Genomic DNA, 22850 nt, shown 5'->3' with positions numbered 1-22850 from the left:
CGGAAGCCTCGGTAGCCTCGAGCCATGTTCGCGGTCGCCGTCACCTATCTGCTGCGCATGACCCCGACCGGCACCGAGGTCCTGCTCGGGCGCAAGCTGACCGGCATCGGCGCGGGTCGGATCGTCGGCCCGGGCGGCAAGCTGGAGCCCGGCGAGGACGCCGCGACCGCGGCAGCACGCGAGGTCGAGGAGGAGGTCGGCATCTCGGTGGCCGCACCGGACCTCGTCCGCGTGGCGGAGCTCGCCTACGACTTCCCGCACCGCCCGGCCTGGAGCCAGCGCTCCACGGCGTTCCTCGCGACCAGGTGGACCGGCGACGCCCGGGCGAGCGCCGAGCTGGTTCCGTCCTGGTTCCCGGTCGCCGAGCTGCCCCTCGGGGAGATGTGGGACGACGCGCGACTCTGGCTGCCGCGTGCACTCGCCGGCGACCTCGTGCGAGCCGAGTGCACCTACGCCGAGGACAACCGGACGGTGCTCGGCTGGCGCGAGGGCGAGGCGGACCGCGGGCGCGGCACGTGACGCCCGGGGACGGAGCACCGCCAGAATGACGGCGTGAGCTCCGCCTTCCTGCCCGCGATCCTGACCGCCCTCGGCGAGGATCCGTCGTCCGCCGCCGAGGTTCGCTCGACCGGCGACGCCCTGCTGCCCCTCCTGCCGTCACCGCTTCCCGTCGGCATCCTCGCCCATGACAGCGTCGCAGCGGTGTCCCTGCTCGCGCGACCGGGCGCGGGGGAGATCCGCCTCGACCCGGCGACCGTGGCCACCGCGTACACGAGCGAGCGGCACTTCCGGCTCGACGGCGCGCTGCCCTCGGCATGGGCGCCGCTGTCCGGGTTCTGGCCCACCGCGGACGGCTGGCTCCGCACCCACGCCAACTACCCCCACCATCGGGACCGGCTGCTCACCGCGCTCCGGCTGCCCGCGGAGGCCGCTCCTGCCCACCTCGCCGCCCGCCTGACGGAGACGACGGCGGAGGAGGCGGAGGAGGCGATCGTGGCGGCGAACGGAATCGCCGCCGCGGTGCGAACCGAAGCGGAGGCCGCAGCAGCGCCCGCGCGCGCAGCAGTCACAGGCGCGCCTCTGCTGCGGCGCGACCGCATCGGAGAGGGCGAGCCCCTGCCGGCGATCGACGGCGGGCCGGTTCCGCTGGCCGGAGTCCGGGTGCTCGACCTCACCCGTGTCATCGCGGGACCGGTCGCCACCCGCACCCTGGCCCTGCTCGGGGCGGAAGTGCTCCGCCTCGACTCGCCCGACCTGCCGGAGGCGGCATTCCAGCACCTCGACACCGGCATGGGCAAGCGCTCGGCGCTGCTGCACCTGTCGAGGGATCGCGAGGCCTTCGAGAGGCTGCTGAGCGACGCGCACGTGATCGTGCTCGGCTACCGGCCGGGCGCCCTGGAGGGCCGGGGGCTGTCTCCGGCGGAACTCGTCGCCCGTCGGCCGGGCCTCGTCGTCGCCCGGCTGAGCGCCTGGGGCACGTCAGGGCCGTGGAGCGGCCGGCGGGGCTTCGACAGCATCGTGCAGGCTGCCAGCGGAATCGCCGCGGTCACCTTCCGGGACGGCAAGCCCGGCGTCCTTCCCGCACAGGCCCTTGATCACTCGGCGGGCTACCTCCTCGCCGCCGGCATCCTGTCGGCGCTCCGGGCGCAGCGCCGCGAGGGCGGCTCCTGGCTGGTGGAGACCTCGCTCCTGCGCATCGCGACCGAACTGCTCGCTGCCGACCGTCCGGAGCCGCCGGCGCCCGAGCCGCTCCTCCCTAGGACGCTTCACAGAAGAACCCTGAGCGGGCACCTCACCTACGCGGCCCCCGCCCTCGCCTTCACCGGAGCGCCGCGGGACTGGCGGACCGTGGGGGACCCCTGGGGGTCCGCGGCCCCGCGGTGGGCCTCGAACTGAGCCCGGCCGCCGCGCCTCCGGGTGCCGGGCCCGGCGCGCGCCTACCCTGACGGCGTGAGCAGACGGCGCAGAAGCGGGGGAGGGCCCGCGGTCAGCATCATCCTCGTGCTCGCCGCCGTCGTGATCGCCGTGCTCTGGACCGTCGGCGGCTCCCCGAGAGCGACCGGCGCCGCGCCGGCCTCCCCCCGCCCGGCCGTGACCGCGGACGCGGGACTGCTCACCACGATCGCCTCGCTGCCCGCCGCACCCAGCGAACCCGTGGACGGCTACGAGCGGGACCTCTTCGGCAAGGGGTGGAAGGACCCTGACCGGAACGGCTGCGACGCGCGCAACGACGTGCTCGCCCGAGACCTCGCCGACACCACCTTCAAGGGCGGCACCCACGACTGCGTGGTGCTGACGGGCACGCTCCAGGATCCTTACACGGGAACCACCATCCGGTTCCAGCGCGGCAACGACACCTCCGAGCTCGTGCAGATCGATCACATCGTTCCGCTCAGCTGGGCCTGGCAGCACGGAGCCGCCTTCTGGAGCGGGGACGAGCGGACGCAGTTCGCCAACGATCAGCTCAACCTGCTGGCGGTCGACGGGCCCACCAACTCCGCCAAGTCCGACTCCGGTCCGGCCGACTGGCTGCCGCCCGACGCGGACTACTCGTGCGAGTACGCGGAGCGGTTCACCGCGGTGCTCGTCACCTACGCCCTCGGCATCGATGACGCGGACCGCTCGGCCCTGTCCGCCGTCGCGGCGCAGTGTGGCTGAACGGGTCCTGACCGGCACCGACCGCATCGTCGGCGTGGATCTCGCCCGCGGGCTCGCCGTCCTGGGCATGTTCGTCGCGCATGTGCTCCCCGACGGAGGTTCGGAGAATATCGCCGACGGGAGATCGTCGGTGCTCTTCGCCACGCTGGCAGGGGTCTCGCTGGGACTTCTGACCGGTGGAGCGGAGCCGGCCCCCCGCGGCCGCCGGGCGGCCCTCGTCCGCGCCGTCGCGCTGCGGGGGATCTTCCTCGCGGTGCTGGGGCTGCTGCTCTGGAGGCTGGACAGCGGCATCGCGGTGGTCCTCGACTACTACGGCATCTTCTTCCTGGTGCTCCTGCCCGTGCTGTTCCTGCCGCGCCCGGCGCTCCTCGCCCTGGCGCTCGGCTTCGCGACCGTCGGAACCCTCGTGCTGGCTGCCGCACCGGACGACCCCCCGCGAGTGTTCGGCGGGCAGCCGCTCCTCTGGCTGCCGAGCGAGTGGTTCGTGACCGGGTACTACCCGGGGCTGCTCTGGCTGGGCTACTTCCTCGTGGGGCTCGCGGCGGGGCGCAGCGACCTGCGCCGACCGGGGACGCAGCTCGTGCTCGTGGTGGTCGGCGTGGCAGCCTCCGTCGCCGGCTACGGAGGGGCCCGCGTGCTCGCCGTCGATGCGTCCGCCCACTCGAGCACGGCGTGGGAGGCCTTAGGGGCGGGCGGCTTCGCGATCGCCGTCCTCGGACTGCTGCTCCTCGCGGGCAGCCGGAGCCCGGTCGCTCGATCGGTGCTGTTCCCGCTGGCCGCCGTCGGCGGCATGCCGCTCACGATCTACACCGCGCAGATCCTCGCCATCACCGCCTTCCGCGCGGCGCAGCCCGTCGGCGGGGCGAGCGACACCGCCCGGTGGGGCCTGCTCGCCGCCCTCGTGCTCGGCAGCCTCCTCGTCGCCGCGCTCTGGCGCAGCCGGCTGGGAAAGGGACCGCTGGAGCGGCTGCTCGCCCGCGTGTCCGGGCTGCGCTGACCGCGCTCGGCGCCAGCGCAGCGCCGGAGCGCATCAGCCCTCGGCCTGCGACGGCTTGCCCTCGATCTCCTGCACCTCGACGTCGGGGGCGTCGTCGGGGTCCGCGCCTTCCGCCTGTGACGGCTTGTTTCCGTTCATGGTTCCCTCCTCCTGATCGTGCACCGGCGCTGCCCGCGTCGATCGCACTCGTCGCTCCCCACGCTAGCCTCGCGACCGCGGAAGCCCCTGGTCGGGTCGGCGAGGTTGTGCCAGGCACCCGGGAGCGGTAGGCCATCCGCCGTTCCACTCGCCGCTTCGATGCGGCACGCTGGACGGGTGAGCAGCACAGAGACGCGGACCACGCACGCCGGCACCGTCGGGAACGCCGAGGGGACCCCGGCGTGGGGCCTGCTGCCGGCGATCGGCGTGGTCGCGTCCGCAGTGCTCCTCTTCGGGTTCGAGGCCCCACTGGCCGGCTACCCGCTGCTCTGGGCGAGCGTCGCCTGCGCCCTCCTCGTGAGTCGTGCGCTCGCGCGGGACCTCCTGCTCATCGCAGTCGGCCTCAGCATCGTGAGCACCATCTCGGTCGCGGCGGACATCAGCTATCCGAACATCATCCGGATGGGCATCGTGCTGTCCCTCACGGTCGCCGTGCCGTGGGCTCTTGAGCGGTTCGTGTTCCGGCGGGACGCCATCCGCTTCCCCGTCCGCACCGGGCGGCGGTGGCTCCCTGTCGAGCGGGCCTACCTCGCCGCGGTGGTGCCCCTCGGGTGGCTGATCCTGCCGGGCTATTTCGTCGGCTCGGGCGCGTACCGGAACTGGCCGGCGGTCGACGAGCCCGACGAGATCTGGCGCCTCTTCCTCGGGGTGAACGGCGTCGGCATCTGGGACGAGCTGTTCTTCATCTGCACGGTGTTCTCGCTGCTGCTGCGCCACTTCCCGATGTGGCAGGCGAACCTGCTGCAGGCGGGGATCTTCGTCTCCTTCCTCTGGGAGCTCGGCTACCGGGAGTGGGGTCCGGCGATGACCGTGCTGTTCGCCCTCGCCCAGGGGTACCTGTTCACCCGCACGCGGAACCTCGTCTACGTGGTGTGCGTGCACCTGCTGTTCGACCTGATGGTCTTCCTGGTGATCGTGCACGCTCACAATCCGGGGCTGCTCCGGATCTTCTGGCTCTAGCCGCGGCCGCCACAGGCGCAACCGAGCGGCCAACCCGCAACGGCGTACCGCTGCGGGTTGGCCACTCCGTTGCGTTTGTCGGACCTGGTCGCGCCTCTCAGCCGCCGGTGGGCGCCTCGGTGCCCCAGCGGAGCAGCCCGGCCACGCCGGAGCGGTCGGGCAGGAGGGTGCCCGGAACCAGCCGAACGGAGGCGTCGGTGAGGATCGCGGCGCGGATCAGCGCCTCCGCGGCCGGCACATCGCCGAGGATCGGGGCCGGGTCGGCCTCCTCGGGCGCCGTGGCCACCCACGGCTCGGCGCCGAGGGCGAGCAGCGTCCGCTCTCCGAGCTGGTCGGGGTCGAGCAGCAGCACGTCCACCTGTGCCTGACGGAGACAGTGCACGGTCCAGCCGACGCCGCGCTCGGCGGCCCCGCCGTCCCGCCCGAGCTCCTGCGCCAGCCGCTCCATGTCCGCGTTCTGGGCAGACCGGGCGATCTCGTCCAGCAGGTTCTCGACGGTGGCATCGAGTGCCTCGCTCGACGCCCCGGCCGCCCGGGTGTTCGCGTCCACCTGGGTCACGAGATCCCTGCTCCGCTGCGGAAGCTGGTCGACGAGGAGCTGGCGCGCGCGGACGTCTCCGGCCACGGCGATGAACCGCGGATTCAGCTCGAGCACGAGCCGATCCACCACCGCCCCGAGTTCCGCCTCGGTCTGGCGCCAGATCTCCTCGGTGTGGTGCTGGAATCGCAGGTGGGCCCAGCCGCCTCCCTTGAACTTCTTGAGGGTGTCCGTGCGCCCCTGCACCGCCTCGGTCTGCTCGGGAGTCTCACCGGTCGACCGGTAGACGGCGACCTCGCCGCCGTCGCGGCCCGCCTCGACCACCAGGTACACGATCTCGTCCTCCTGGTGCCGCAGGAGCGGGACGAGCAGCGGCACCGGTCCGGCCTCGGTGACCTCGGTACCGACGGGTGGGCCGGGCAGGAGCCGGTTCATCACGATCTCCCCGTCGCGGAGCAGCAGGTACCGGGTCGCGGGGCTGGGCACCCCGTCGGTGCCGTCGATGGCGTCCGAGACGACGCTGAGCTGGTCTTCCGGAAGCCCACGCTGCTCGAGCGTGTCGCGCACCGCGCGACGTCGGGCCGCGGCCACCCCCTGTGGATCGCCGGTGTCCATCGAGGCGTCGGCGTAGACGGTGACCCACCAGCCTCCTGCGCGCAGCGCGTCGGAGAAGCTGCGGTCGAGGACCGTGTCAGATCCGAGAGTCATGGCTGTCCTTCCTGTCGTGTCGGCGATATCGGGAGCGGTCAGGACCGCTCTTCCGCCTCGACGACGCCGCCACCTGCCACGTCGTCGGATGCTCCCTTGAGCCGGCCGTCGATGCCGGACGCATCCTGCACCTCCTGGCTGTCGGTGTCGTCCGGATAGCCGACGCTCTGCCGCCACTCCTCGACGTGCGACGGCCCGTGGCCCTGCACGATCGGCTGCGCCTCGTGCTTCATCTCGTCGTCGAGGAGCTCGCTGTGCTTGCTGCTTCCCTGTGAGGACATGTCGTTTCCCTTTCTGGTCGGCTCGACCTCAACGCTAGGTCGGCGGGGGAGGCCCCGCGAGGCATTCCCCCCGACCGCGCAGATTCGTAGAATGCCGCCCCCGGGCGTGCTCCTGCGTCGAGTACGGCAACTCCTCGGCATCGGCCCGGGCACAGAGAAGGCCACCGTCTCCGGTGGCCTTCTCCGAGAGTTCGCCTGCGGCTACTTGAACGCGTCCTTGACGTTCTCGCCCGCCTGCTTGAGGCTGCCGGAGACCTGGTCGCCCTTGCCCTCGGCCTGAAGATCCCGGTCGCCGGTGCGCTCACCGACCTCTTCCTTCGCCTTGCCGCCCGCCTTCTGGGCGGCGTTCTCGATCTTGTCTCCGATGCCCATGATTCCTCCTTGGGGTGGTGCTTCGGTGGTGCCTTTCGTTCGACAGTGGCCCCCATTCCTGAAAGTGCGCTGTAAACGACTCGCGGCGCGCAGGTGGCGCCGGCCGCTACCCGGAGGCGCCCGCGCACCCGAGCTGCTCGCCGAGCTGCGCGGGTCAGCCACGCTCGAGCTGAGTGCCGATGAACCGGCTGCGCTGTCCTCGATCACGGCCCCGTTCCCGCCTGACCCGCGCATGGAGAGGGGCGAGGGGGCAGCCGCCCCCACGCCCCCTCGCTGGGTTCCCGGCGGTCAGGCCTTCGAATACCTTCGGGCGATGGTCGACAGGGCCACGGCGAGCACGAGGATCCCGCCCTTGAAGATGTACTGCCAGAACGTGGGAGTGCCGAGCAGGCTCAGGCCGTTGAAGCCCACGCTCACCACGAGCACGCCGATGAGGGTGCCGAGGATGTGGAACTCGCCGTCCCTGAGGGTGGCCGAGCCGAGGAAGACGGCCGCGAACGAGTCCATCAGGTAGCCGTCCGCGGCGCTCACCGTGCCGCTGCCGAGCAGCGAGGCGAGCAGGATGCCGGTGATGGCGGCACAGACGCCGGCGATCACGAACGCGGTGATCTTCGACCGGTCGGTCCGGATCCCCGCGAGCCTGGCAGCGCTCCTGTTCGCGCCGACCGCCTGGATGCGCTGTCCGGTGGCAGTGCGATTGAGGATCACCCAGAGCAGGGCGACGATGATCGCCATGAACCAGATCGGGTTCTGGATGCCGAGGAAGCGCGCCAGCGTGAGGTAGGTGAACTCCTTCGGCACCTGCACGATCGGGGAGCCGGCGGTGTAGCCGAACGCGAGCCCGGTGAGGATGGTGCCCACGCCGAGGGTGGCGACCACCGCGTTCACCCTGGCCTTGGTGACGAGCACCCCGTTGATCCCGCCGATCCCGCCGCCGATGAGGATGGTGACGACCACCGCGAGGATCAGCGGAAGGCCCTGATTGGCCACGAGGCCGGTGACGAGCACGCCGGCAAGGCTCGCCGCGTAGCCGACGCTGAGGTCGAACTCGCCGACCACGAGCACCATCGTCAGGCCGCAGGCGATGATCGCGGTGAGCGCGGACTGGTTGACGATGCTCAGCAGGTTCGTGCCGCTGAGGAACGCGCCGTTGGGCACCGCGAAGCCGAAGATGACGAGCATGATCGCCATCGCGATCAGCGTCCCGTACTTGGAGACGATCTTGAGGGCGATGTTGCCGCCGCGTGACCTGGCGCGGAGGGCACCGCCGGCCGGGGGAGTCGGATCGGTGCTGACCGGCTCGGGCAGGGTGGTGGTCGTCATGCTGCGTCCTTTTCGTTTCCACGGTCGAAGCTGAGGGAGAGGAGATGGTCCGCGGTGATGTCGGTGCCGGTCAGCTCGCCGGTCACCCGGCCCTCGGCCATCACGACGACCCGGTCGCAGAGTGCCACGAGCTCCTCGTTGTCGGAGGAGATCGCCAGCACCGCCGTCCCTCGGGCGGCGAGCTCACGGATCACGCGGTGCACCTCGGCGCGGGCGCCCACGTCCACGCCGCGGGAGGGCTCGTCGAGGAGGAGCAGCTTGGGGGTGTCCACCAGCCAGCGGGCGATCGCCACCTTCTGCTGGTTGCCGCCGGAGAGGGATCCGACGATCGCGCCGGCGTCCTTCGCCTTCACGGTCACCGCCTTCGCGATGGCCTCGGCACGCCGCCGCCCCTCGCGGAACCGCAGGAGCGGCCAGGCGAGCGAGGGCCGCAGGGACGACAGGGTCGCGATGTTGATGTTGAAGTCGATGGTGCGCTCGAGGAAGAGGCCCTCCGACCGGCGCTCCTCGGGCACCAGCCCGATCCCGGCGCGCACGGCGTCGGCCGGTTCTCGGAAGTCGATCGGCCTGCCCTCGAGCAGCACGGTGCCGCCGGTGCGCCTGCCCGCCCCGTAGACGATCTTCGCCACCTCGGTGCGGCCGGCGCCGACGAGTCCCGCGAGCCCGAGTATCTCGCCGGCGTGCACGGTGAGCGACACGTCACGGACCAGTCGGGCATCGCTCACGCCGCGCACCTCGAGCACCGGCCTGCCGGTGACGGCAGGGGCATCGTGTCCGTGCTCGGGGATCACGAGGTCGCGCCCGACGATCGCCGATACCAGCTCGGCCTTGCTCACGCGGGAGGCGACCGTGCGCTTGGTGACCACGCCGTCCTTGAAGACAGTGATGTCCTCGCAGAGCTCGCTCACCTCGTCGAGGCGGTGCGACACGAAGATCACGGCGGTGCCCGAGGCCGCGAGCTCGCGGATGATCCGGTGCAGCCGGGTCGCCTCTGCGGCGGAGAGCGAAGCGGTGGGCTCGTCCATCGCGATGAGCCGGGCGTCCCGCATGAGCGCGCGAGCGATGAGGACGAGCCACTGGTCCGCCGTGGAGAGGTCGTCCACGTTGGTGGCCAGGGAGAAGCCGATGCCGAGCCGGTCGGCCACGACCTTGGCCCGCTTGCGGGCGGGTCGCCAGTCGATCACGCCGAGGCGGGTCGGCGGCTTCTGCCCGAGCAGCATGTTGCGCAGCACGTTCCAGCCGGGGATGAGACTCATCTCCTGGTGGATGAAGGCCAGGCCGAGGGCGGCCGCGGCGTCCGGGTCCGCGACCGAGACGGAAGCCCCGTCGACGCGGATCACGCCCGAATCGGGCTGCTCGATGCCGGCGAGGACCTTGATGAGGGTGGACTTGCCTGCGCCGTTCGCGCCGATGAGTCCGTGGACGACTCCTGGCCGGATGCTCAGCGACACCCCGCGGAGCGCGTGAGCGCCGCCGAAGGACTTGCTGACATCGGTGACCTCGAGGAGCGGGGCTGCGGCATCGGAGGGTGCCGCTGTCGCCCTGGGGGAGTCGTCCACGGTGCTCATTGTCGTCGTCCTACTGGAGTGCTTCGGGGTGATCGGTCAGGAACTGGTCGATGTTGTCCGCGGTGACGAGCACTCCGGGGACATCGATCGTCTGCTGCTCGCCTGCGCCGTTCTCGATGGCGGCCAGGGTGGTCGAGAACATCGTCTCGCCCTCCTTCACGCCGTCCTCGTACACCGTGGCGGTCAGCGAGCCGTCCTGCACCGCCTTGATCGCGGTGCTGGAGCCGTTGATGCCGTAGGTCAGCACGTCGGTGCGCTGCGCCTGCTTCAGGGCGGAGATGGCGCCGAGGGTCGGGTCCTCCCAGCAGCCCCAGACGGCGAGCTTGCCGCCCTCGGGGTTCGCGGCGAGCCAGGCGGTCGCGTAGTCGGCGCCGTCCTGCAGGAACCCGGGGATGGAGACCTCGTTCTTCGTGACCTTGATGCCCGGGTGGTCCTTGAGCATGGCGTCGAAGATCCCTTCGCGGTCACGGCACACCTGTCCGGTGCGGTAGGTGAGGGCGAGCACGCTGCCCTTGTCGCCCAAGGCGTCGAGCATGGCCTGCGTCGCCGGCTCGGCGAAGGGAGCGCCGGCCCCGGTCGTCATCACCACGCCGGTGCCGAGCCCGCCGCCCCAGGTGGCGACCGGGATGTTCGCCCCCTGCGCGGCGGCCAGACCGGCTCCGAGGGAGCTCGTCGGGAAGACGAGGTCGAAGATCATCCCCGCGCCCTTGTTGACGAAGTTGGTGATGGCGCTGTTGGCCTGGTCGGCGTTGCCTGCTGCGTCGACGACCTCGACGGTCCAGCCCGCCGCCTCGGCGGCATCGGTCGCTCCCTTGATGACGCGGGCGTTGTTCGCGTCGGTCGCGCTGATGGTGACGATGCCGAGCAGGGTGTTCTTGGGCGTGCTGCCGCCGGCTGCTCCTGAGCTTGCCGGCGTGCTGTCCGGCACGCTGCAGCCGGTGAATGTGATGAGGGCGGCGCTGGCGAGTGCCAGTGCGAGAACCACTCTGTTCTTTCGCATTTCTGTTCTCCTTCTGAGAGCTAGAGGGTGGTTGCGAGGGGCTGGGGGATGGTGATGCGGGACGGCTCGCCGGGGGCGAGCAGAAGCTCTGCCACCGAGAGGTTGTCGTCGTACTTGCGTGAGGGGTGCCGGCGGAAGGTGTCGTACTCGTGCACGATCACGAGGCGGTTGGTGTCTCCCGCCGTGCGGGCCATCTCGTCGATGATCTGCAGGCCGCGCCAGCCGCTGCCGCCGCCGAAGCCGATGTTGACCATCTCGCCGGAGCCGCCGATGCCTTCCGCATTCTCGTAGCTGTAGAGGGCATCGCCGGTGACGACCCAGCTCTCGCCGCCGTTCTCGACGACCACGTATTGCCCGCCCATGGTGTGGGTGTCATACGCCGTGCGGATGTGCAGGCCGGGGAAGAGGTCCTCGACGGGACCGTCGAGGAGCCGCAGGCGGCCCGACTCGGCGAGGTCCTCGAGCATCGTGACGTCCTCGGGGTCGAGGGCACCGATGATCGAGCTGTAGAGGTGCTTGTTGTCGAGCGCCCAGCGGGAGCTCTCGAGCTCCACCTTCTGCAGATAGAAGGTCGCGTTCGGGAAGTGCCGGGCGGCACCGGCGTGGTCGTAGTGGGCGTGGGTGAGGATGACCGTGTCGATGTCCTCCGGCGAGACCCCCACCTTGGCGAGCACTGCGGCCGGCGGCTGCCAGTCCTCGATGGCGTTGATGTCGTTGTAGTGCTTGTTCGACGAGTCGTTGTCGTGGCCGATGTCGACGAGGATGCGGTGCCCGCCGCCCTCGAGATAGGCGTAGCCGTACGCGAACATGCGGCTGCCCGCGTTCCACTGGCCGTAGAAGATGCAGCCCATCGGCTGGGCCATGCAGTGCGAGTACTCGAGCATCCAGATGGAGTACGACGTCATCGTTGTCTCTTTCGGTGGGCGGCAGCGCCCGTCGGCATTCGGTTTCTGCAGGCTATTGAGCGGCGTGCCGGCGGCGCAAAGCCGCAAGAGCGGCATCCGCCCTGTACCGATACCAGCGACACGGAGAGGCATGGATGCCCGCAGAACCGTGCGATCAGAGACGGTTAGTATCGGTTAGCCCCACATCCAGAGACGCGTGCAGGGAGATGAGCCATGGCGTCCGAACTCGCCTGGCCCGCCGTCGCCTACGAGCAGCGCACCTGGGAGCCCGCGCTCGACGTGCGCGACTCCTTCTCGCCGCTCAATGCGGAGTCGGGCCCCTACCGCGCCGTGGTGCCCCCGCTGATCGCCGAACTCGACCTGGCGCCCCGACCCGATGCGCTGAGTCACGCATCCCAGGCGACGGCGGAACTGATCCGCTTCGACGCCGAGTTCGGCTACCGGGATGAGGCGATCGCGGCGCTCCTGATGCGGGCCGAGAGCGCCGCCAGCTCGGCCATCGAGCGCGTGACCAGCCCCGCCCTCGCGGTCGCCCTCGCCGAGTTCGGGGAGTCCCACGATCCGACCGCGAATCAGATCGTGAGCCACCTGCGGGCCATCGAGGCGGCGCGGGACCGAGCCGGGTCGATCGACGAGGACATGATCGTGCACCTCCAGCGCACGCTGATGGCCTCCAGCCGGCCGGAGCGACGCGGCCGCTGGCGCGACCAGCAGGTCTGGATCGGCGGAGGCACGCTCGGCCCCGGCCGAGCATCCTTCGTGCCCCCGCACCACAGCCGGGTCCCCGAGCTCATGTCGGACCTGGTGCGCTTCATCCGCCAGCCGCAGCTCCCCGCACTGGCCCAGATCGCGGTCGCGCACGCCCAGTACGAGACGATCCATCCGTTCCTCGAGGTGAACGGCCGCACCGGGCGGGCGCTCATGCAGGCGATGTTCCGCAAGGCGGATCTCACCCGCGCCCTCGTGGTCCCGCTGTCCTCCGGCCTGCTGCAGGACACCGCCGGCTACTTCGACGCCCTCACCAAGTACCGCTCCGGGCGGATCGACCCCATCGTCGAGGTCTTCGCCACGGCGGCGGAGGACGCCGTGGCGAATGCGCGGGAGCTCGTCGACGACCTGACCGCCCTCCGCCGGCGCTGGGCGGAGCGCACCACCGCCCGGCAGGGGTCGGGGGCGCGCCGGCTGCTGCCGCTGCTCGAGAGCCGGCCGGTGATCACCTCCGGCACCGCCACGTCCTTCCTCGACGTGACGCCGCCCAACGCCGGTCTCGCGATAGACCGGCTCGCCTCCGACGGCATCCTCAGCCAGGTCGGGGGAGCCCGCCGCAACCGCACCTGGGCCGCCCTGGACGTGCTGGCCGTGCTCGACGCCTTCTCCGAGCGAACGCGGCGCCAGCGCTGAGCCCTCGCCCTCCGTCGCGTCGGCACGGGTCCTGTCCGGCCCGGTGAGATCCGGCCCCGCGGTGGCGTCTTCCCCGTGCCGTACGCGGTGCGCAACCCCCTCTCGGTGTTCGTGGCCCGCGCCTAGCGTGGGGGCACCGCCGCAAGGAGTACCCGGACATGCTGATCAGCCAGTCGACCACCACCCGAAAGGGTGCGACCTTCACCCGAAACGTGGCACCCGGGGTGCACCGGCTCGCGCACGCCTACGTCAACTGCTACCTGGTGGAGGAGGGCGACGAGGTCACGATCGTCGACGCAGCTCTGCCCGCGACGTGGCCGCTGCTCGAGCAGGCGTTGCGGGCCATCGACGTCCGGCCGGCGCAGGTGCGTGCGATCGTGCTGACGCACGCGCACTTCGACCACCTGGGCTTCGCCCGCAGGGCTCGGCGGGAGTGGGAGATCCCGGTGTGGGGACACCCGTACGAGGCATACATCGCCCGGCACCCGTATCGGTATGCGCACGAGAATCCGCGCGCGCTGTACCCGCTCCGGCATCCCCGGGGAGCCCCGATCCTCGCCGCGATGGCACGAGCAGGGGCGTTCGCGGTGCGCGGGGTCGAGGACCTCGCGTTCTACACGGACGGCGAGACGATCGACGTTCCCGGACATCCTCGCGTGGTCTTCTGCCCCGGTCACACCTTCGGGCACTCGGCGCTGCTCCTGCCCGACCGTGACGCGATCCTGGTCGGCGACGCTCTGGTCACCCTCGACCCGTACACGGGCGCAACGGGCCCGCAGATCGTGTCCGGCGCCGCGACGGCGGACAGCATCCAGGCGCTCGCCTCCCTCGAGGCGCTGGCCCAGACGGGGGCGCAGATCGTGCTGCCCGGGCACGGAGAGCCCTGGAAGGACGGCATCCGCTCCGCCGTCGGCCTCGCCATGCGGGCCGGCGCGTCCTGACGCTGTCCCCGCAGCCGGGGCTCCGGCCGGCGCTCCGGGGAGCGGCTCAGGCCTCCCTGCTGTCGGCCGCGTCCGTCTGTGCCGCCCCGAGTGCCTCGTCGGAGTCCTCGCCGGCGGGCTGCTCGTCGGGAGCGAGGTCCGCGTCGCTCTGCTCCTCGCTGTCGCCGGGGTCGGTGCCGAGGTCGGCCGTGTCCACGTTCACCCCGACCGGGCGGTCCGGGTGGCTGGGCCTCGCGGCCTCGAGGTCGTCGGAGGTGGAGGTGACCGTGGCGAGCGACGCGACGGTGGGACGCCGGCCGCTCCCGTCGGGCTGATCGCGGGTCGAGTCGCTCATGCGCAGATCCTTCCAGGATGGGGACTCCAGCCAAGCCGGGCCCGGGCGGCGGGACAAGGGGTTGCGAAGCGTCCAGCGCCACGCCCTATCGCTGCCGGGGTCCCGAGGTCTAGCCTGTGTGCACCCGGCACCCGCTCCGCAGCCGCCCGACCCGCTCGGCTGAGCACGAGTGCAGTCGTCTGCTGCAAAGGAGCGGCCGATGAGAGTCCTCCGCCTCGCCTCCGCCCTCACGCTCGCCGCCGGGATGGTCGCGGTCATCGCCGTCGCCGCCGCGCCGGTTTCGCGAGCTGCCGGGGATACGCGGTCGGTCCACTTCACGGCGTCCGGCGACTTCACGGCCAACGCCAACGCACGGGCGGTGTTCGCGGACATCGGAGCGATCGGCCCCGACCTCCATCTCGCGCTCGGCGACCTCTCCTACGGCAGCGCGGGCCAGGAGCAGGCATGGTGCGATGCGGTGACGGCCGGGGTCGGGGCGGGCTTCCCGTTCGAGCTCATCTCGGGCAATCACGAGAGCAACGGACTGAACGGCAACATCAACGACTTCGCGTCGTGCCTGCCCAACCAGCTGCCCGGCGTCATCGGCACCTACGGGCGTCAGTATTACGTCGACGTTCCAGCCGTGAATCCGCTCGTCCGGTTCGTCATGATCTCCCCGGCGCTCGCATTTCCCGACAGCACCTGGAGCTATGCGGCGGGCACCCCCCGGTATGCCTGGACCTCGGCCGCGATCGATGGTGCGCGTAGCGCGAACATCCCCTGGGTGGTCGTGGGCATGCACAAGCCGTGCCTCTCGCTCGGTGAGTACAGCTGCGATCCCGGCGTGGACATCATGAACCTGCTGCTCAGCAAGAAGGTGGACCTCGTGCTGAACGGCCACGAGCACCTGTATCAGCGGACCGACCAGCTCACGCTGCGCTCGGGGTGCCCGAGCATGACCCCCGGCACCTTCACGGCGGCCTGCGTGGTCGACACGGACGCGTCGATGGTTCAGGGGGTCGGAACCGTCATCGACACCGTCGGAACCGGCGGGCAGGCGATGCGCCCCATCGACTCCACCGATCCGGAAGCGCCCTACTTCGCGGCGACCGCCGGCTCGACGACCAACCCCACCTGGGGATCTCTCGACGTCACCGTGACGGCCGACGCCCTGAACGCGTCGTTCAACCGGGCGACGGGCGGCACGTTCACCGACAGCTTCACGATCACCCGCGGCACCCCGCCGGCCAACTCTCCGCCGACCGCGACGTTCACCAGCGCGTGCACCGACTTGAGCTGCCGATTCGACGCGTCCTCGTCATCCGACTCGGACGGAACGATCTCGTCCTATGCGTGGACCTTCGGGGACGGCAGCACCGGGACCGGACCCACTCCCAGCCACCCCTACGGCGCCGCCGGCAGCTACCCGGTCACGCTGAAGGTCACCGACAATGGCGGCGCAACCGACACAGCCAGTTCGTCGGTGAGCCCCACTGCGCCGCCGGCGACGTCGGTCCTGGCGGAAGACGCCTTCGGCCGCACCGTCTCCTCCGGCTGGGGCTCGGCGACCACCGGCGGCCCCTGGACTCTGACCGGCACGGCGACTCGATTCGCCGTCGGGGGAGGCGTGGGCACCGTATCGCTGACCGCAGGCAGCACCCTGCGGATGAACCTCCAATCCGTCTCCTCGGCCGACACCGACCTGCGCGTTGACTACGCGGTGGACAAGCTGCCCGCGGGCGGCAGCGTCTACGTTTCCGAGGCGGCACGCCGCATCGGGTCCGTCGGCGCCTACCAGGCGAAGGTGGTCCTCTCCAGCGCAGGCAAGGCGACGGTGGCTCTCGTCCGGCTGGATGGGTCGGCGGAGACGTCGCTTCAGGCAGGCGTCGCTGTGCCCGGCACCTACCCGGCCGGCTCTCAGTTCTCCCTGCGAGTCCGGGCGACCGGGACCAGTCCGACCCTCGTGCAGGCGAAGATGTGGCCGACCGGGTCCGCAGAGCCCGCCGCGTGGCAGCGCAGCGTCACCGACTCGACGGCCGCCCTGCAGACGACGGGAAGCGTCGGCATCACGACCTACCTCTCCGGTGGCGTCACCAACGGGCCCATCCAGCTGCGCGTGGATGACCTCCTGGCCGTACACCCCTGATCCGGCGGGCGAGCGGTCAGCGTTCCGCGTCTGTCTGCGTGAGCCGGATGAACGCGCTGAGCTCGCCGAGCGCCTCCGCGGTGTGCGGCAGATAGTCGCGCAGGGCGGGGGAGTGCACGAGGTAGGCCGCCCACTTGGCCCGCGAGATCGCGACGTTCAGGCGGTTGCGCAGCAGCAGGAAGGCGATGCCCCGCGGAACGTCATCGGCGCTCGATGCGGTCAGCGAGACGATCGCGACCGCAGCCTCCTGCCCCTGGAACTTGTCGACCGTGCCGACCGGGGTGTCCCGGAAGCCCGCCTGGTCGAGTTCGCGCCGGATCAGGTCGACCTGGGCGTTGTACGGCGCGACCACGATCAGGTCGGACGGGCGCAAGGGGTCGGCCACGCGACCGAGCTCCTCGTCGGTCCACGGCAGCCCCACGTGCGCACGCACGAGTTCGACCACCCGGGCCGCCTCCTCCGGCGATGCCATCGAGTTGCCTGCCGCCTCCACCGCTGAGGAGTGCAGCCCCGGGGCCACCCCGTCGAGGAGCCGGTCCGTGGTCTCCGGCACCCGGGAGGTGAGCCGGCCCTCGTAGGAGAGGTCGGAGACGGCCGAGCAGAGCACGGGATGCATGCGCCAGCTCTGGTCGAGGAAGTAGCCGAGCCCGGCGGGCAGCACGTCGTGCCCGGCGGAGAGCCAGCCGAGCGCCGACTGGTCCACCGGCTCGGGATGCAGGCCCTGGCTCACCTGCGGCAGCTGCTGCGGGTCGCCGAGGAGCAGCACATTGCGCGTGCTGGTGGCGACCGCGATCGTGTTGGCGAGCGAGAACTGGCCCGCCTCATCGATCACGAGGAGGTCGAGGGAGTTGCGCGGGACCTTGGTGGCGTTGGCGAAGTCCCAGGCGGTGCCGCCGAGCACGAAGCCGCGGCGGCGCTCGGCGAGGACGAAGTTCATCACCTGCTTGTTGTCGGTGAGGACCGTCCATTCCGGCGGCGTCTCGTACCCCCGGCTCGGGGCCTTCTTGGCGACGCGGGCCGGGTCGACGCCGAGAGCGACCACGCGGCGGAGCACGTTCTCCACCACCTCGTGGGACTGGGCGACCACGCCGATCCGCCGCCCGTCGGCGAGCAGTCGGGCGATGACGCCGGCGCCCACGAAGGTCTTGCCGGAGCCGGGAGGGCCCTGCACGGCGAGGTAGGAGCGGTCGAGCCGGTCGATGCTCCGCACGATGGCGTCGACGGTGCCCGCGTGGCGGACCGGCTCGAGCTCCCCGCCATCCGCGAAGCGAGGGGCTCCACGGCGCAGCAGGTCGAGTGCTGCGCCGGGCACGAGTCGGGGCAGGGCGCCGGCCAGCTCGTCGCCCCACTCGAGGATCGCCGCGCGCTGCGCGGCGGTGGGGATCGGCCGGGCCGGCGTGAGCGCGAACGGCAGCTCCGCCCAGCCGTCGACGCCCTCGCCCGAGGTCTCCTCGAGGAGCACCTCGGCGCCTGCCGGGGTCTCCGAGACGGACAGCACCTCGGTGCTGTCGTGCTCTCCGCGCTGGCCCTCGGGGACGGGCGGGCAGCCCAGAGGGACGGGGGAGCAGTACATCGCGTGCGGCTGCCCGCCGACCTCGATGCGGCTGGCGGGGGCGAGCCGCCCGCGCAGGCGCACGATTCGGCTGTCCGACTTCTTCCGGCCCCGCAGCTCCCAGTCGGATACGACCTCCGCCGAGTCCACCACGAACACGTCGCGGGTGTCGGCCCACTCCTCGAGCGGCGTGATCTCGCGGTTGAAGTGCTCCCACCACCAGGTCTTGTCCTCGCGGCGGTGGTACTCGATGGCCGCGGCAGCGAGGGCCACCGCCTGCTGGTCGGGCGTGCGATCGATGGCCGGGATGCCCGCGATCGTCCCCAGGAGGCGGTCGCGCACCCGGTCCTCCCGGCGTCCGATCCGGGTGTCGCGCGGCTCATCCACCATGGGCACCCGGCGCCGCCCGACGCCGGCCTCGTCGGCGCGATCGAGCAGCCAGTCCCGGAGACGGAGGGTCGAGACGCAGTCGTAGCGGTTGTACTCCTCGATCTCCGCCAGTTGCGCCTCCGCCTCCTCCGTCCGGCCGGAGTCGCGGAGGACCGTGTAGTCGACATAGGCGACGATCGAGTCCGCCGCGTTCGTGACGTCGCTGCGGCGGAGCTCGTCGCCCATGTAGAGCGGCTCCAGCTTCTTCAGGCTGTAGGAGCGCTCCGAGATGCGGACGCTGTGCATCACCACCGGGTAGAGGTCCACGAACACGTGCTCGCGCAGCAGATCGTCGAGCATCACCTCGCCCACCCCGTGCCGGGCGCAGAGCTGCTGCAGGTGACTGCGCTCGTAGTCCGCGTAGTGGTAGATGTGCATGCCGGGAAAGCGGGACCGCCGCTCGGTCACATAGCCGAGGAAGTCGAGCAGGGCCTGCTTCTCCTCCGCCCGGTCGTGGGCCCAGAACGGCCGGAAGTGCTCACGCTCGCCGTCATGATCGATCACCCCGAAGAGGTACTCGAGCCCCCAGAACCGGGTGTCGCCGTCCGTCCAGAGCGGGTCGCCCTCGAAGTCGAAGAAGATGTCTCCGGCGTCGGGCATGGGCAGCGCGGCGAGACCGGCCGTGTCGTGCACCCGGTAGGCGACCTCGGGCCGGCCTCCTGGCCCGTGCGGCGGTGCGGAGAGCTGCATGCGGGCCTGATCCCGCAGCTTCTCGAGCGTCGCCGCGCCGACACCGGGCACGTCGCCGGTGCTCTCCGCCAGCTGCTCGATCGTGGTGATGCCCGCGTCGGCCAGCCGGCGCCGCTGGTTCGCGGTGAGGCGCGCGACGAGCAGCACGTCTCGGCTCGCCTCCACCTGCTCGGTGCAGGCCGCGCAGCGCCCGCACGCGGTGTAGCCGTCGATGCCCCAGGGCAGCGGCTGCGGATCCGCGACGCGCGCATCGATCATCGTGAGGAGGCGGGCGAGCCGGTCCTCGTAGACGGGCAGGATGTCGGCCAGGCGGTGGGTGGAGGTGCTGCCGTCGCCGAGCAGCAGGTGCACCTGCGGGCCGACCGGGATGCCGAGCGCCTTCAGCTGCAGTGCGTACGCCGCGAGCTGCAGGAGGGCGGAGATCTTGGCCCGGCGAGCCAGCTTGGTGTCGTACACCTCGTATTCGCCGGACTCCGCATCGGTGAGCACGAGGAAGTCGGCGAAGCCGACGAACCGGCCGTCGAAGAAGGTGCCCTGGAAGACGACGTCCGCTCGCTCGAGCATCGCCTGCACCGTCGCCGCCATCGCCCCGCGCAGTGCCGCGGCGTCGGTGGACGGCTCGGGCCGCTCGATCTCGGCGACTCCGCCGGGCGCTCCGGGGGAGTGCGGGCCGAACGACTCGCGATAGCGCTCCAGGGTGCGCTCCTCATGGGTGCCGCCGAGCGCGCTGGCGCGCAGCAGCATCGCGTCCTCAGGCTCCTCCACGGCGGCGATGCGGCCGAGCTTGGCGTCGAGGCGGCGCATCAGGGCCCACTCGCAGGTGACGGCGGCGGTCAGGTCGCTGGCGCTGTAGTGCACCGTTCCCTCGCGTACGAACATGGTCCCTCCCTTCCTTCGGGCTCCAGGAACGTATCAAGCGCCGCCGACAGAGGACGCCGGCATGCCCGTCGCGGGCAGGCCGAGACGCCCCGACGCTGAGGAGGGAGCGTCGCCCGAGACGGGCCGGAACGGTCGAGGCGTGCCGATCAGTAGCGCCCGGGGTGGGCGGCGAAGCCGCCCGGCATCCCGCCGTCGTGGCCGCCCTCGGTGCCGCTCTCGCCTCTCCTCCCGCCGAGCAGCGCCCGGGTGAGGTCGTCCCGGGTGGAGAGCAGGTCGTCGAGGGTTGCCGTGAGGAGTTCGTCGGTGACCGGCGCGGCGGCCTCCGCTGCGCCGAGGACCACTCGCCGCATCAGCTCCTTGGCGAAGGACGCCGTGGCTCCCGCCGATCGGTCCGCCGCGGCATCGAGCGCCGCCGGGGAGAGCGCGAGGCCCTCCCCGTAGTGGGCGAAGAGCCGGCGTTGCACGACCGGGTCGGGCAGCGGGATCTCCACGGCGAGGTCGACGCGGCCCGGTCGCTCGACGAGCGCCCGCTCGAGCAGCTCGACCCGATTGGTGGTGAGCAGGAACGTGACATCGGCGTCGCCGTCGAGACCGTCCAGGGCATCGAGCACGGCGAACAGCAGCGGCTGCGGCCCGTACATGTCGCGTTCCATCGCCACGAGGTCGACGTCCTCGAGCACCACGATCGAGGGCTGGAGGACGCGCGCCAGCTCCGTCGCCGCCGAGATGTGGGCGACGGCCGGACCGGTGAGCAGCACGCCCGTGACCCCCGCGGTGCGGCCGAGCAGGTGGCGCACGGTGAGGGTCTTGCCGGTTCCCGGCGGCCCGTAGAGCAGCACTCCCCGCTTGAGGTGCCGCCCGGCGTCCTGCAGCTCGGCTCGATGCTCGCCGATGCCCACGACGTGCCGAGTGATGCGCTCAAGCACCCCCTCGGGCAGGATCAGCGCGTCAGCGGGGACCTCCGGACGCGGGAGGAAGTTGGCGCCCGGCGCCCCCGAGCCGTACATCGTCGACGGCGGGCAGGGTGTACCGGGTCCACGGATGACTGAGCAGCTCGGGCAGGCTCTCCTTGACCCGCTCATGCCGCCCCGTCACGCCGAGGGGCGCGACGCCGCCGCTGAGCTCGGCCATGGCCACGTCCGCGTCGACGAGGCGCAGGGGAGCGAGGTCCTCTGTGACGAGCGGAACCGTCGTGACGTCCACTCCCATGTGCCGCTCGACCACCTCGCCGAGCGGCGTGAGCCGTGGCGGACTGGCCGGCAGCCGGTTGATGCGATCCAGGAACTGCCGAAAGCTCTCGACGAAGGCGCTCTGGTCAGGGTCCATCCCGTGATTCTCGGGGACGGACGCCCCCGTTCGCTCGTCTTTCTGCGACACCACGCCCCCCGTTGCCTGAAAGCCGGCTCGGAACCGGAAGAATGGGTGGCTCGTGAAGGGGGAATCGTGGCAGACGCGCAGGACAAGGCACCCAGGGGGATCGTCGGCACGCTGAAGGCGGCGTTCGGACGCATCGGCGGCCGGGGCGAGAAGAGCGCCGGCGCTCCGGCTCCCGCAGCGCAGAAGCCGCCGGCGGCGCCCGCTGCACCGGCGGCAGGCACGGCGACCGCACCTGCGGCAGCGCCGTCCGGCGTGACCGGGGAGCCGGACGAGCTGGAGACCGCGGTAACCGAGGCACCGGTGCAGCCGGAGGACGTTCCCGTCTTCGGCGCCGAGGCCGTGTCCGCCGCGGACTCCGCTGAGGAGACGCCGTTCCTCGAGCCGGCGGGCGACGACACGCGCGAGTCGGACCCCGACAGCACCTGGACGGTCGCCCAGCTCCGGACGCTGGCCCGGGAGCGCGGCGTGCGGGGCTACTCGTCGATGTCGAAGGCGGCGCTGCTCGCGGCGCTCACCGGGCCGCAGGCCTGACGCGGGAATAGCGGGCGGCCTCGGGGCGCTCCCTCTGCCATGACGAAGCGGATCGGATTCCTCTCCTTCGGCCACTGGCAGCCGGTGCGCGGCTCGGAGGTGCGGACGGCCGCCGACGCCTACCTGCAGGCGGTCGAGCTCGCGGTCGCGGCTGAGGAACTGGGCCTCGACGGGGCGTACGTGCGGGTGCACCACTTCGCGCCGCAGTACGCGTCGCCGTTTCCGCTGCTCGCGGCGATGGGGGCCCGCACCAGCCGGATCGAGCTCGGCACCGGGGTCATCGACATGCGCTACGAGAACCCGCTGCATATGGCCGAGGAGGCGGCGATCGCGGACCTGCTCAGCGGCGGCCGCCTGCAGCTCGGCATCAGCAGGGGATCGCCCGAGACGGCGCTGCGCGGCAGCGAGTCGTTCGGCTACCTCCCCGCGGACGGCGAGACGGACGCGGACCTCGCCCGCCGGCACACCGAACTCTTCCGTGCCGCCATCGCCGGCGCCGGCGTGGCGACCGCGAACCCGCAGATGACGGGACGCTCCGGATCGCTCGCGATCCAGCCCCAGTCGCCGGGGCTCACCGACCGCATCTGGTGGGGTTCTGGCACGCGCGGCACCGCCACATGGACGGCAGAGCAGGGCATGAACCTGATGAGCAGCACCCTGCTCACAGAGGACACCGGGGTGCCGTTCGCCGAGCTGCAGGCCGAGCAGATCCGGATCTTCCGCGACGCCTGGACCGCAGCGGGCTGGGAGCGCGAACCGCGGGTGTCGGTGAGCCGCAGCATCCTGCCGATCGCCAACGACCTCGACCGCATGTACTTCGGTGGCATGGCGGAGCAGAGCGGGGAGGACCAGGTGGGCTGGCTCGACGGCGGTCTCGCCCGGTTCGGCAAGTCCTACGTGGGCGACCCGGCGGTGATCGCTGAGCAGCTCGCGAACGACCAGGCCGTGCGGGCGGCGGACACCCTGCTGGTGACCGTGCCGAACCAGCTGGGCGTGGACTACAACGCGCACCTGCTCGAGACGATCGTCAAGCACATCGCCCCGGCCCTCTCCTGACCACCAGAGACTCCTCGAGTGCCCGTT

The 22850-nt window shown here is 71.6% G+C and carries 21 protein-coding genes; 10 read left to right on the top strand and 11 right to left on the bottom strand.

Annotated elements, in window-relative coordinates:
- Positions 1-24: 24 nt before the first annotated feature.
- The 5 genes from JWR33_RS02540 to JWR33_RS02520 all read left to right on the top strand — a co-directional run bounded on the left by JWR33_RS02540 (position 25) and on the right by JWR33_RS02520 (position 4813).
- Entirely contained in the window at positions 25-519 is a 495-nt protein-coding gene (locus tag JWR33_RS02540) for an NUDIX domain-containing protein (RefSeq protein ID WP_297409167.1), read from the top strand.
- Positions 520-552: 33 nt separating this feature from the next.
- The gene (locus JWR33_RS02535) at positions 553-1896 is read left to right on the top strand and encodes a CoA transferase (protein ID WP_297409165.1); all 1344 of its coding nucleotides are present in this window, start codon (positions 553-555) and stop codon (positions 1894-1896) included.
- A 54-nt stretch (positions 1897-1950) separates the two neighbouring features.
- Positions 1951-2658, top strand: coding sequence for an HNH endonuclease family protein (locus JWR33_RS02530; protein ID WP_297409163.1), 708 nt, complete (start codon positions 1951-1953; stop codon positions 2656-2658).
- Entirely contained in the window at positions 2651-3655 is a 1005-nt protein-coding gene (locus JWR33_RS02525; protein WP_297409162.1) for a DUF418 domain-containing protein, read from the top strand. Before JWR33_RS02530 ends, JWR33_RS02525 begins: the two co-directional genes overlap by 8 nt.
- A 315-nt stretch (positions 3656-3970) precedes the next feature.
- On the top strand, positions 3971-4813 hold the full coding sequence (locus JWR33_RS02520; protein ID WP_297409160.1) for a CPBP family intramembrane glutamic endopeptidase: 843 nt from the start codon (positions 3971-3973) through the stop codon (positions 4811-4813).
- 97 nt (positions 4814-4910) lie between these two features.
- On the opposite strand, the gene JWR33_RS02515 is transcribed toward JWR33_RS02520, so the two are convergent.
- The 7 genes from JWR33_RS02515 to JWR33_RS02485 form a co-directional block, all read right to left on the bottom strand.
- Positions 4911-6059 (bottom strand): Vms1/Ankzf1 family peptidyl-tRNA hydrolase, encoded by a 1149-nt coding sequence (locus tag JWR33_RS02515; protein ID WP_297409157.1) that lies wholly within the window; start codon positions 6057-6059, stop codon positions 4911-4913.
- A 38-nt stretch (positions 6060-6097) separates the two neighbouring features.
- Positions 6098-6340, bottom strand: coding sequence for a hypothetical protein (locus tag JWR33_RS02510; protein WP_297409155.1), 243 nt, complete (start codon positions 6338-6340; stop codon positions 6098-6100).
- Between the two features lie 201 nt (positions 6341-6541).
- Positions 6542-6712 (bottom strand): CsbD family protein, encoded by a 171-nt coding sequence (locus JWR33_RS02505; protein ID WP_297409153.1) that lies wholly within the window; start codon positions 6710-6712, stop codon positions 6542-6544.
- Between the two features lie 288 nt (positions 6713-7000).
- Positions 7001-8035, bottom strand: coding sequence for an ABC transporter permease (locus JWR33_RS02500; protein WP_297409151.1), 1035 nt, complete (start codon positions 8033-8035; stop codon positions 7001-7003).
- Entirely contained in the window at positions 8032-9603 is a 1572-nt protein-coding gene (locus JWR33_RS02495; RefSeq protein WP_297409148.1) for a sugar ABC transporter ATP-binding protein, read from the bottom strand. The genes JWR33_RS02500 and JWR33_RS02495 overlap by 4 nt, the downstream gene beginning before the upstream one ends.
- Before the next feature lie 10 nt (positions 9604-9613).
- Complete coding sequence (locus JWR33_RS02490) at positions 9614-10603, bottom strand: sugar ABC transporter substrate-binding protein (RefSeq protein ID WP_297409146.1); 990 nt, start codon at positions 10601-10603, stop codon at positions 9614-9616.
- A 20-nt stretch (positions 10604-10623) separates the two neighbouring features.
- A complete protein-coding gene (locus tag JWR33_RS02485; RefSeq protein ID WP_297409144.1) occupies positions 10624-11508 on the bottom strand; it encodes an N-acyl homoserine lactonase family protein in 885 nt (294 codons plus the stop codon).
- A gap of 213 nt (positions 11509-11721) precedes the next feature.
- Here JWR33_RS02485 and JWR33_RS02480 point away from each other — a divergent pair, with 213 nt between their 5' ends.
- Positions 11722-12909 (top strand): Fic family protein, encoded by a 1188-nt coding sequence (locus JWR33_RS02480; RefSeq protein WP_297409142.1) that lies wholly within the window; start codon positions 11722-11724, stop codon positions 12907-12909.
- 158 nt (positions 12910-13067) lie between these two features.
- On the top strand, positions 13068-13850 hold the full coding sequence (locus JWR33_RS02475) for an MBL fold metallo-hydrolase (RefSeq protein WP_297409140.1): 783 nt from the start codon (positions 13068-13070) through the stop codon (positions 13848-13850).
- Between the two features lie 46 nt (positions 13851-13896).
- On the opposite strand, the gene JWR33_RS02470 is transcribed toward JWR33_RS02475, so the two are convergent.
- Positions 13897-14184, bottom strand: coding sequence for a hypothetical protein (locus JWR33_RS02470; protein WP_297409138.1), 288 nt, complete (start codon positions 14182-14184; stop codon positions 13897-13899).
- Positions 14185-14383: 199 nt separating this feature from the next.
- Here JWR33_RS02470 and JWR33_RS02465 point away from each other — a divergent pair, with 199 nt between their 5' ends.
- Entirely contained in the window at positions 14384-16309 is a 1926-nt protein-coding gene (locus JWR33_RS02465) for a PKD domain-containing protein (protein ID WP_297409136.1), read from the top strand.
- Between the two features lie 16 nt (positions 16310-16325).
- On the opposite strand, the gene JWR33_RS02460 is transcribed toward JWR33_RS02465, so the two are convergent.
- The 3 genes from JWR33_RS02460 to JWR33_RS02450 form a co-directional block, all read right to left on the bottom strand.
- Positions 16326-19859: a bifunctional RecB family nuclease/DEAD/DEAH box helicase gene (locus tag JWR33_RS02460; protein WP_297409134.1), complete on the bottom strand. Its 3534-nt coding sequence runs from the start codon at positions 19857-19859 to the stop codon at positions 16326-16328.
- 146 nt (positions 19860-20005) lie between these two features.
- Positions 20006-20866, bottom strand: a complete 861-nt coding sequence (locus JWR33_RS02455; protein ID WP_297409132.1) for an ATP-binding protein — start codon at positions 20864-20866, stop codon at positions 20006-20008.
- The gene (locus tag JWR33_RS02450; RefSeq protein WP_297409130.1) at positions 20808-21185 is read right to left on the bottom strand and encodes a hypothetical protein; all 378 of its coding nucleotides are present in this window, start codon (positions 21183-21185) and stop codon (positions 20808-20810) included. The genes JWR33_RS02455 and JWR33_RS02450 overlap by 59 nt, the downstream gene beginning before the upstream one ends.
- A 117-nt stretch (positions 21186-21302) precedes the next feature.
- Here JWR33_RS02450 and JWR33_RS02445 point away from each other — a divergent pair, with 117 nt between their 5' ends.
- Positions 21303-21767 carry a Rho termination factor N-terminal domain-containing protein gene (locus tag JWR33_RS02445; RefSeq protein WP_297409128.1) on the top strand — a complete coding sequence of 155 codons (465 nt, stop codon included), beginning with the start codon at positions 21303-21305 and terminating at the stop codon, positions 21765-21767.
- Between the two features lie 39 nt (positions 21768-21806).
- Positions 21807-22823, top strand: a complete 1017-nt coding sequence (locus JWR33_RS02440) for an LLM class flavin-dependent oxidoreductase (RefSeq protein WP_297409126.1) — start codon at positions 21807-21809, stop codon at positions 22821-22823.
- The last annotated feature ends 27 nt before the right edge of the window (positions 22824-22850 follow it).

The sequence above is a fragment of the Naasia sp. genome (genome assembly GCF_025465545.1).
Lineage (GTDB): Bacteria > Actinomycetota > Actinomycetes > Actinomycetales > Microbacteriaceae > Naasia.
The sequence above is the reverse complement of the archived record's forward strand: the minus strand, read 5'-3'. Positions and strand labels throughout refer to the sequence as shown.

What these genes read in the sequence shown, in the direction of transcription:
- JWR33_RS02540 (WP_297409167.1), top strand. Translation starts at nt 25, where the DNA reads ATGTTCGCGGTCGCCGTCACCTATCTGCTGCGCATGACCCCGACCGGC.
- JWR33_RS02515 (WP_297409157.1), bottom strand. Translation starts at nt 6,059, where the DNA reads ATGACTCTCGGATCTGACACGGTCCTCGACCGCAGCTTCTCCGACGCG.
- JWR33_RS02510 (WP_297409155.1), bottom strand. Translation starts at nt 6,340, where the DNA reads ATGTCCTCACAGGGAAGCAGCAAGCACAGCGAGCTCCTCGACGACGAG.
- JWR33_RS02505 (WP_297409153.1), bottom strand. Translation starts at nt 6,712, where the DNA reads ATGGGCATCGGAGACAAGATCGAGAACGCCGCCCAGAAGGCGGGCGGC.
- JWR33_RS02500 (WP_297409151.1), bottom strand. Translation starts at nt 8,035, where the DNA reads ATGACGACCACCACCCTGCCCGAGCCGGTCAGCACCGATCCGACTCCC.
- JWR33_RS02495 (WP_297409148.1), bottom strand. Translation starts at nt 9,603, where the DNA reads ATGAGCACCGTGGACGACTCCCCCAGGGCGACAGCGGCACCCTCCGAT.
- JWR33_RS02490 (WP_297409146.1), bottom strand. Translation starts at nt 10,603, where the DNA reads ATGCGAAAGAACAGAGTGGTTCTCGCACTGGCACTCGCCAGCGCCGCC.
- JWR33_RS02485 (WP_297409144.1), bottom strand. Translation starts at nt 11,508, where the DNA reads ATGACGTCGTACTCCATCTGGATGCTCGAGTACTCGCACTGCATGGCC.
- JWR33_RS02480 (WP_297409142.1), top strand. Translation starts at nt 11,722, where the DNA reads ATGGCGTCCGAACTCGCCTGGCCCGCCGTCGCCTACGAGCAGCGCACC.
- JWR33_RS02475 (WP_297409140.1), top strand. Translation starts at nt 13,068, where the DNA reads ATGCTGATCAGCCAGTCGACCACCACCCGAAAGGGTGCGACCTTCACC.
- JWR33_RS02470 (WP_297409138.1), bottom strand. Translation starts at nt 14,184, where the DNA reads ATGAGCGACTCGACCCGCGATCAGCCCGACGGGAGCGGCCGGCGTCCC.
- JWR33_RS02465 (WP_297409136.1), top strand. Translation starts at nt 14,384, where the DNA reads ATGAGAGTCCTCCGCCTCGCCTCCGCCCTCACGCTCGCCGCCGGGATG.
- JWR33_RS02460 (WP_297409134.1), bottom strand. Translation starts at nt 19,859, where the DNA reads ATGTTCGTACGCGAGGGAACGGTGCACTACAGCGCCAGCGACCTGACC.
- JWR33_RS02455 (WP_297409132.1), bottom strand. Translation starts at nt 20,866, where the DNA reads ATGTACGGCTCGGGGGCGCCGGGCGCCAACTTCCTCCCGCGTCCGGAG.
- JWR33_RS02450 (WP_297409130.1), bottom strand. Translation starts at nt 21,185, where the DNA reads ATGGACCCTGACCAGAGCGCCTTCGTCGAGAGCTTTCGGCAGTTCCTG.
- JWR33_RS02440 (WP_297409126.1), top strand. Translation starts at nt 21,807, where the DNA reads ATGACGAAGCGGATCGGATTCCTCTCCTTCGGCCACTGGCAGCCGGTG.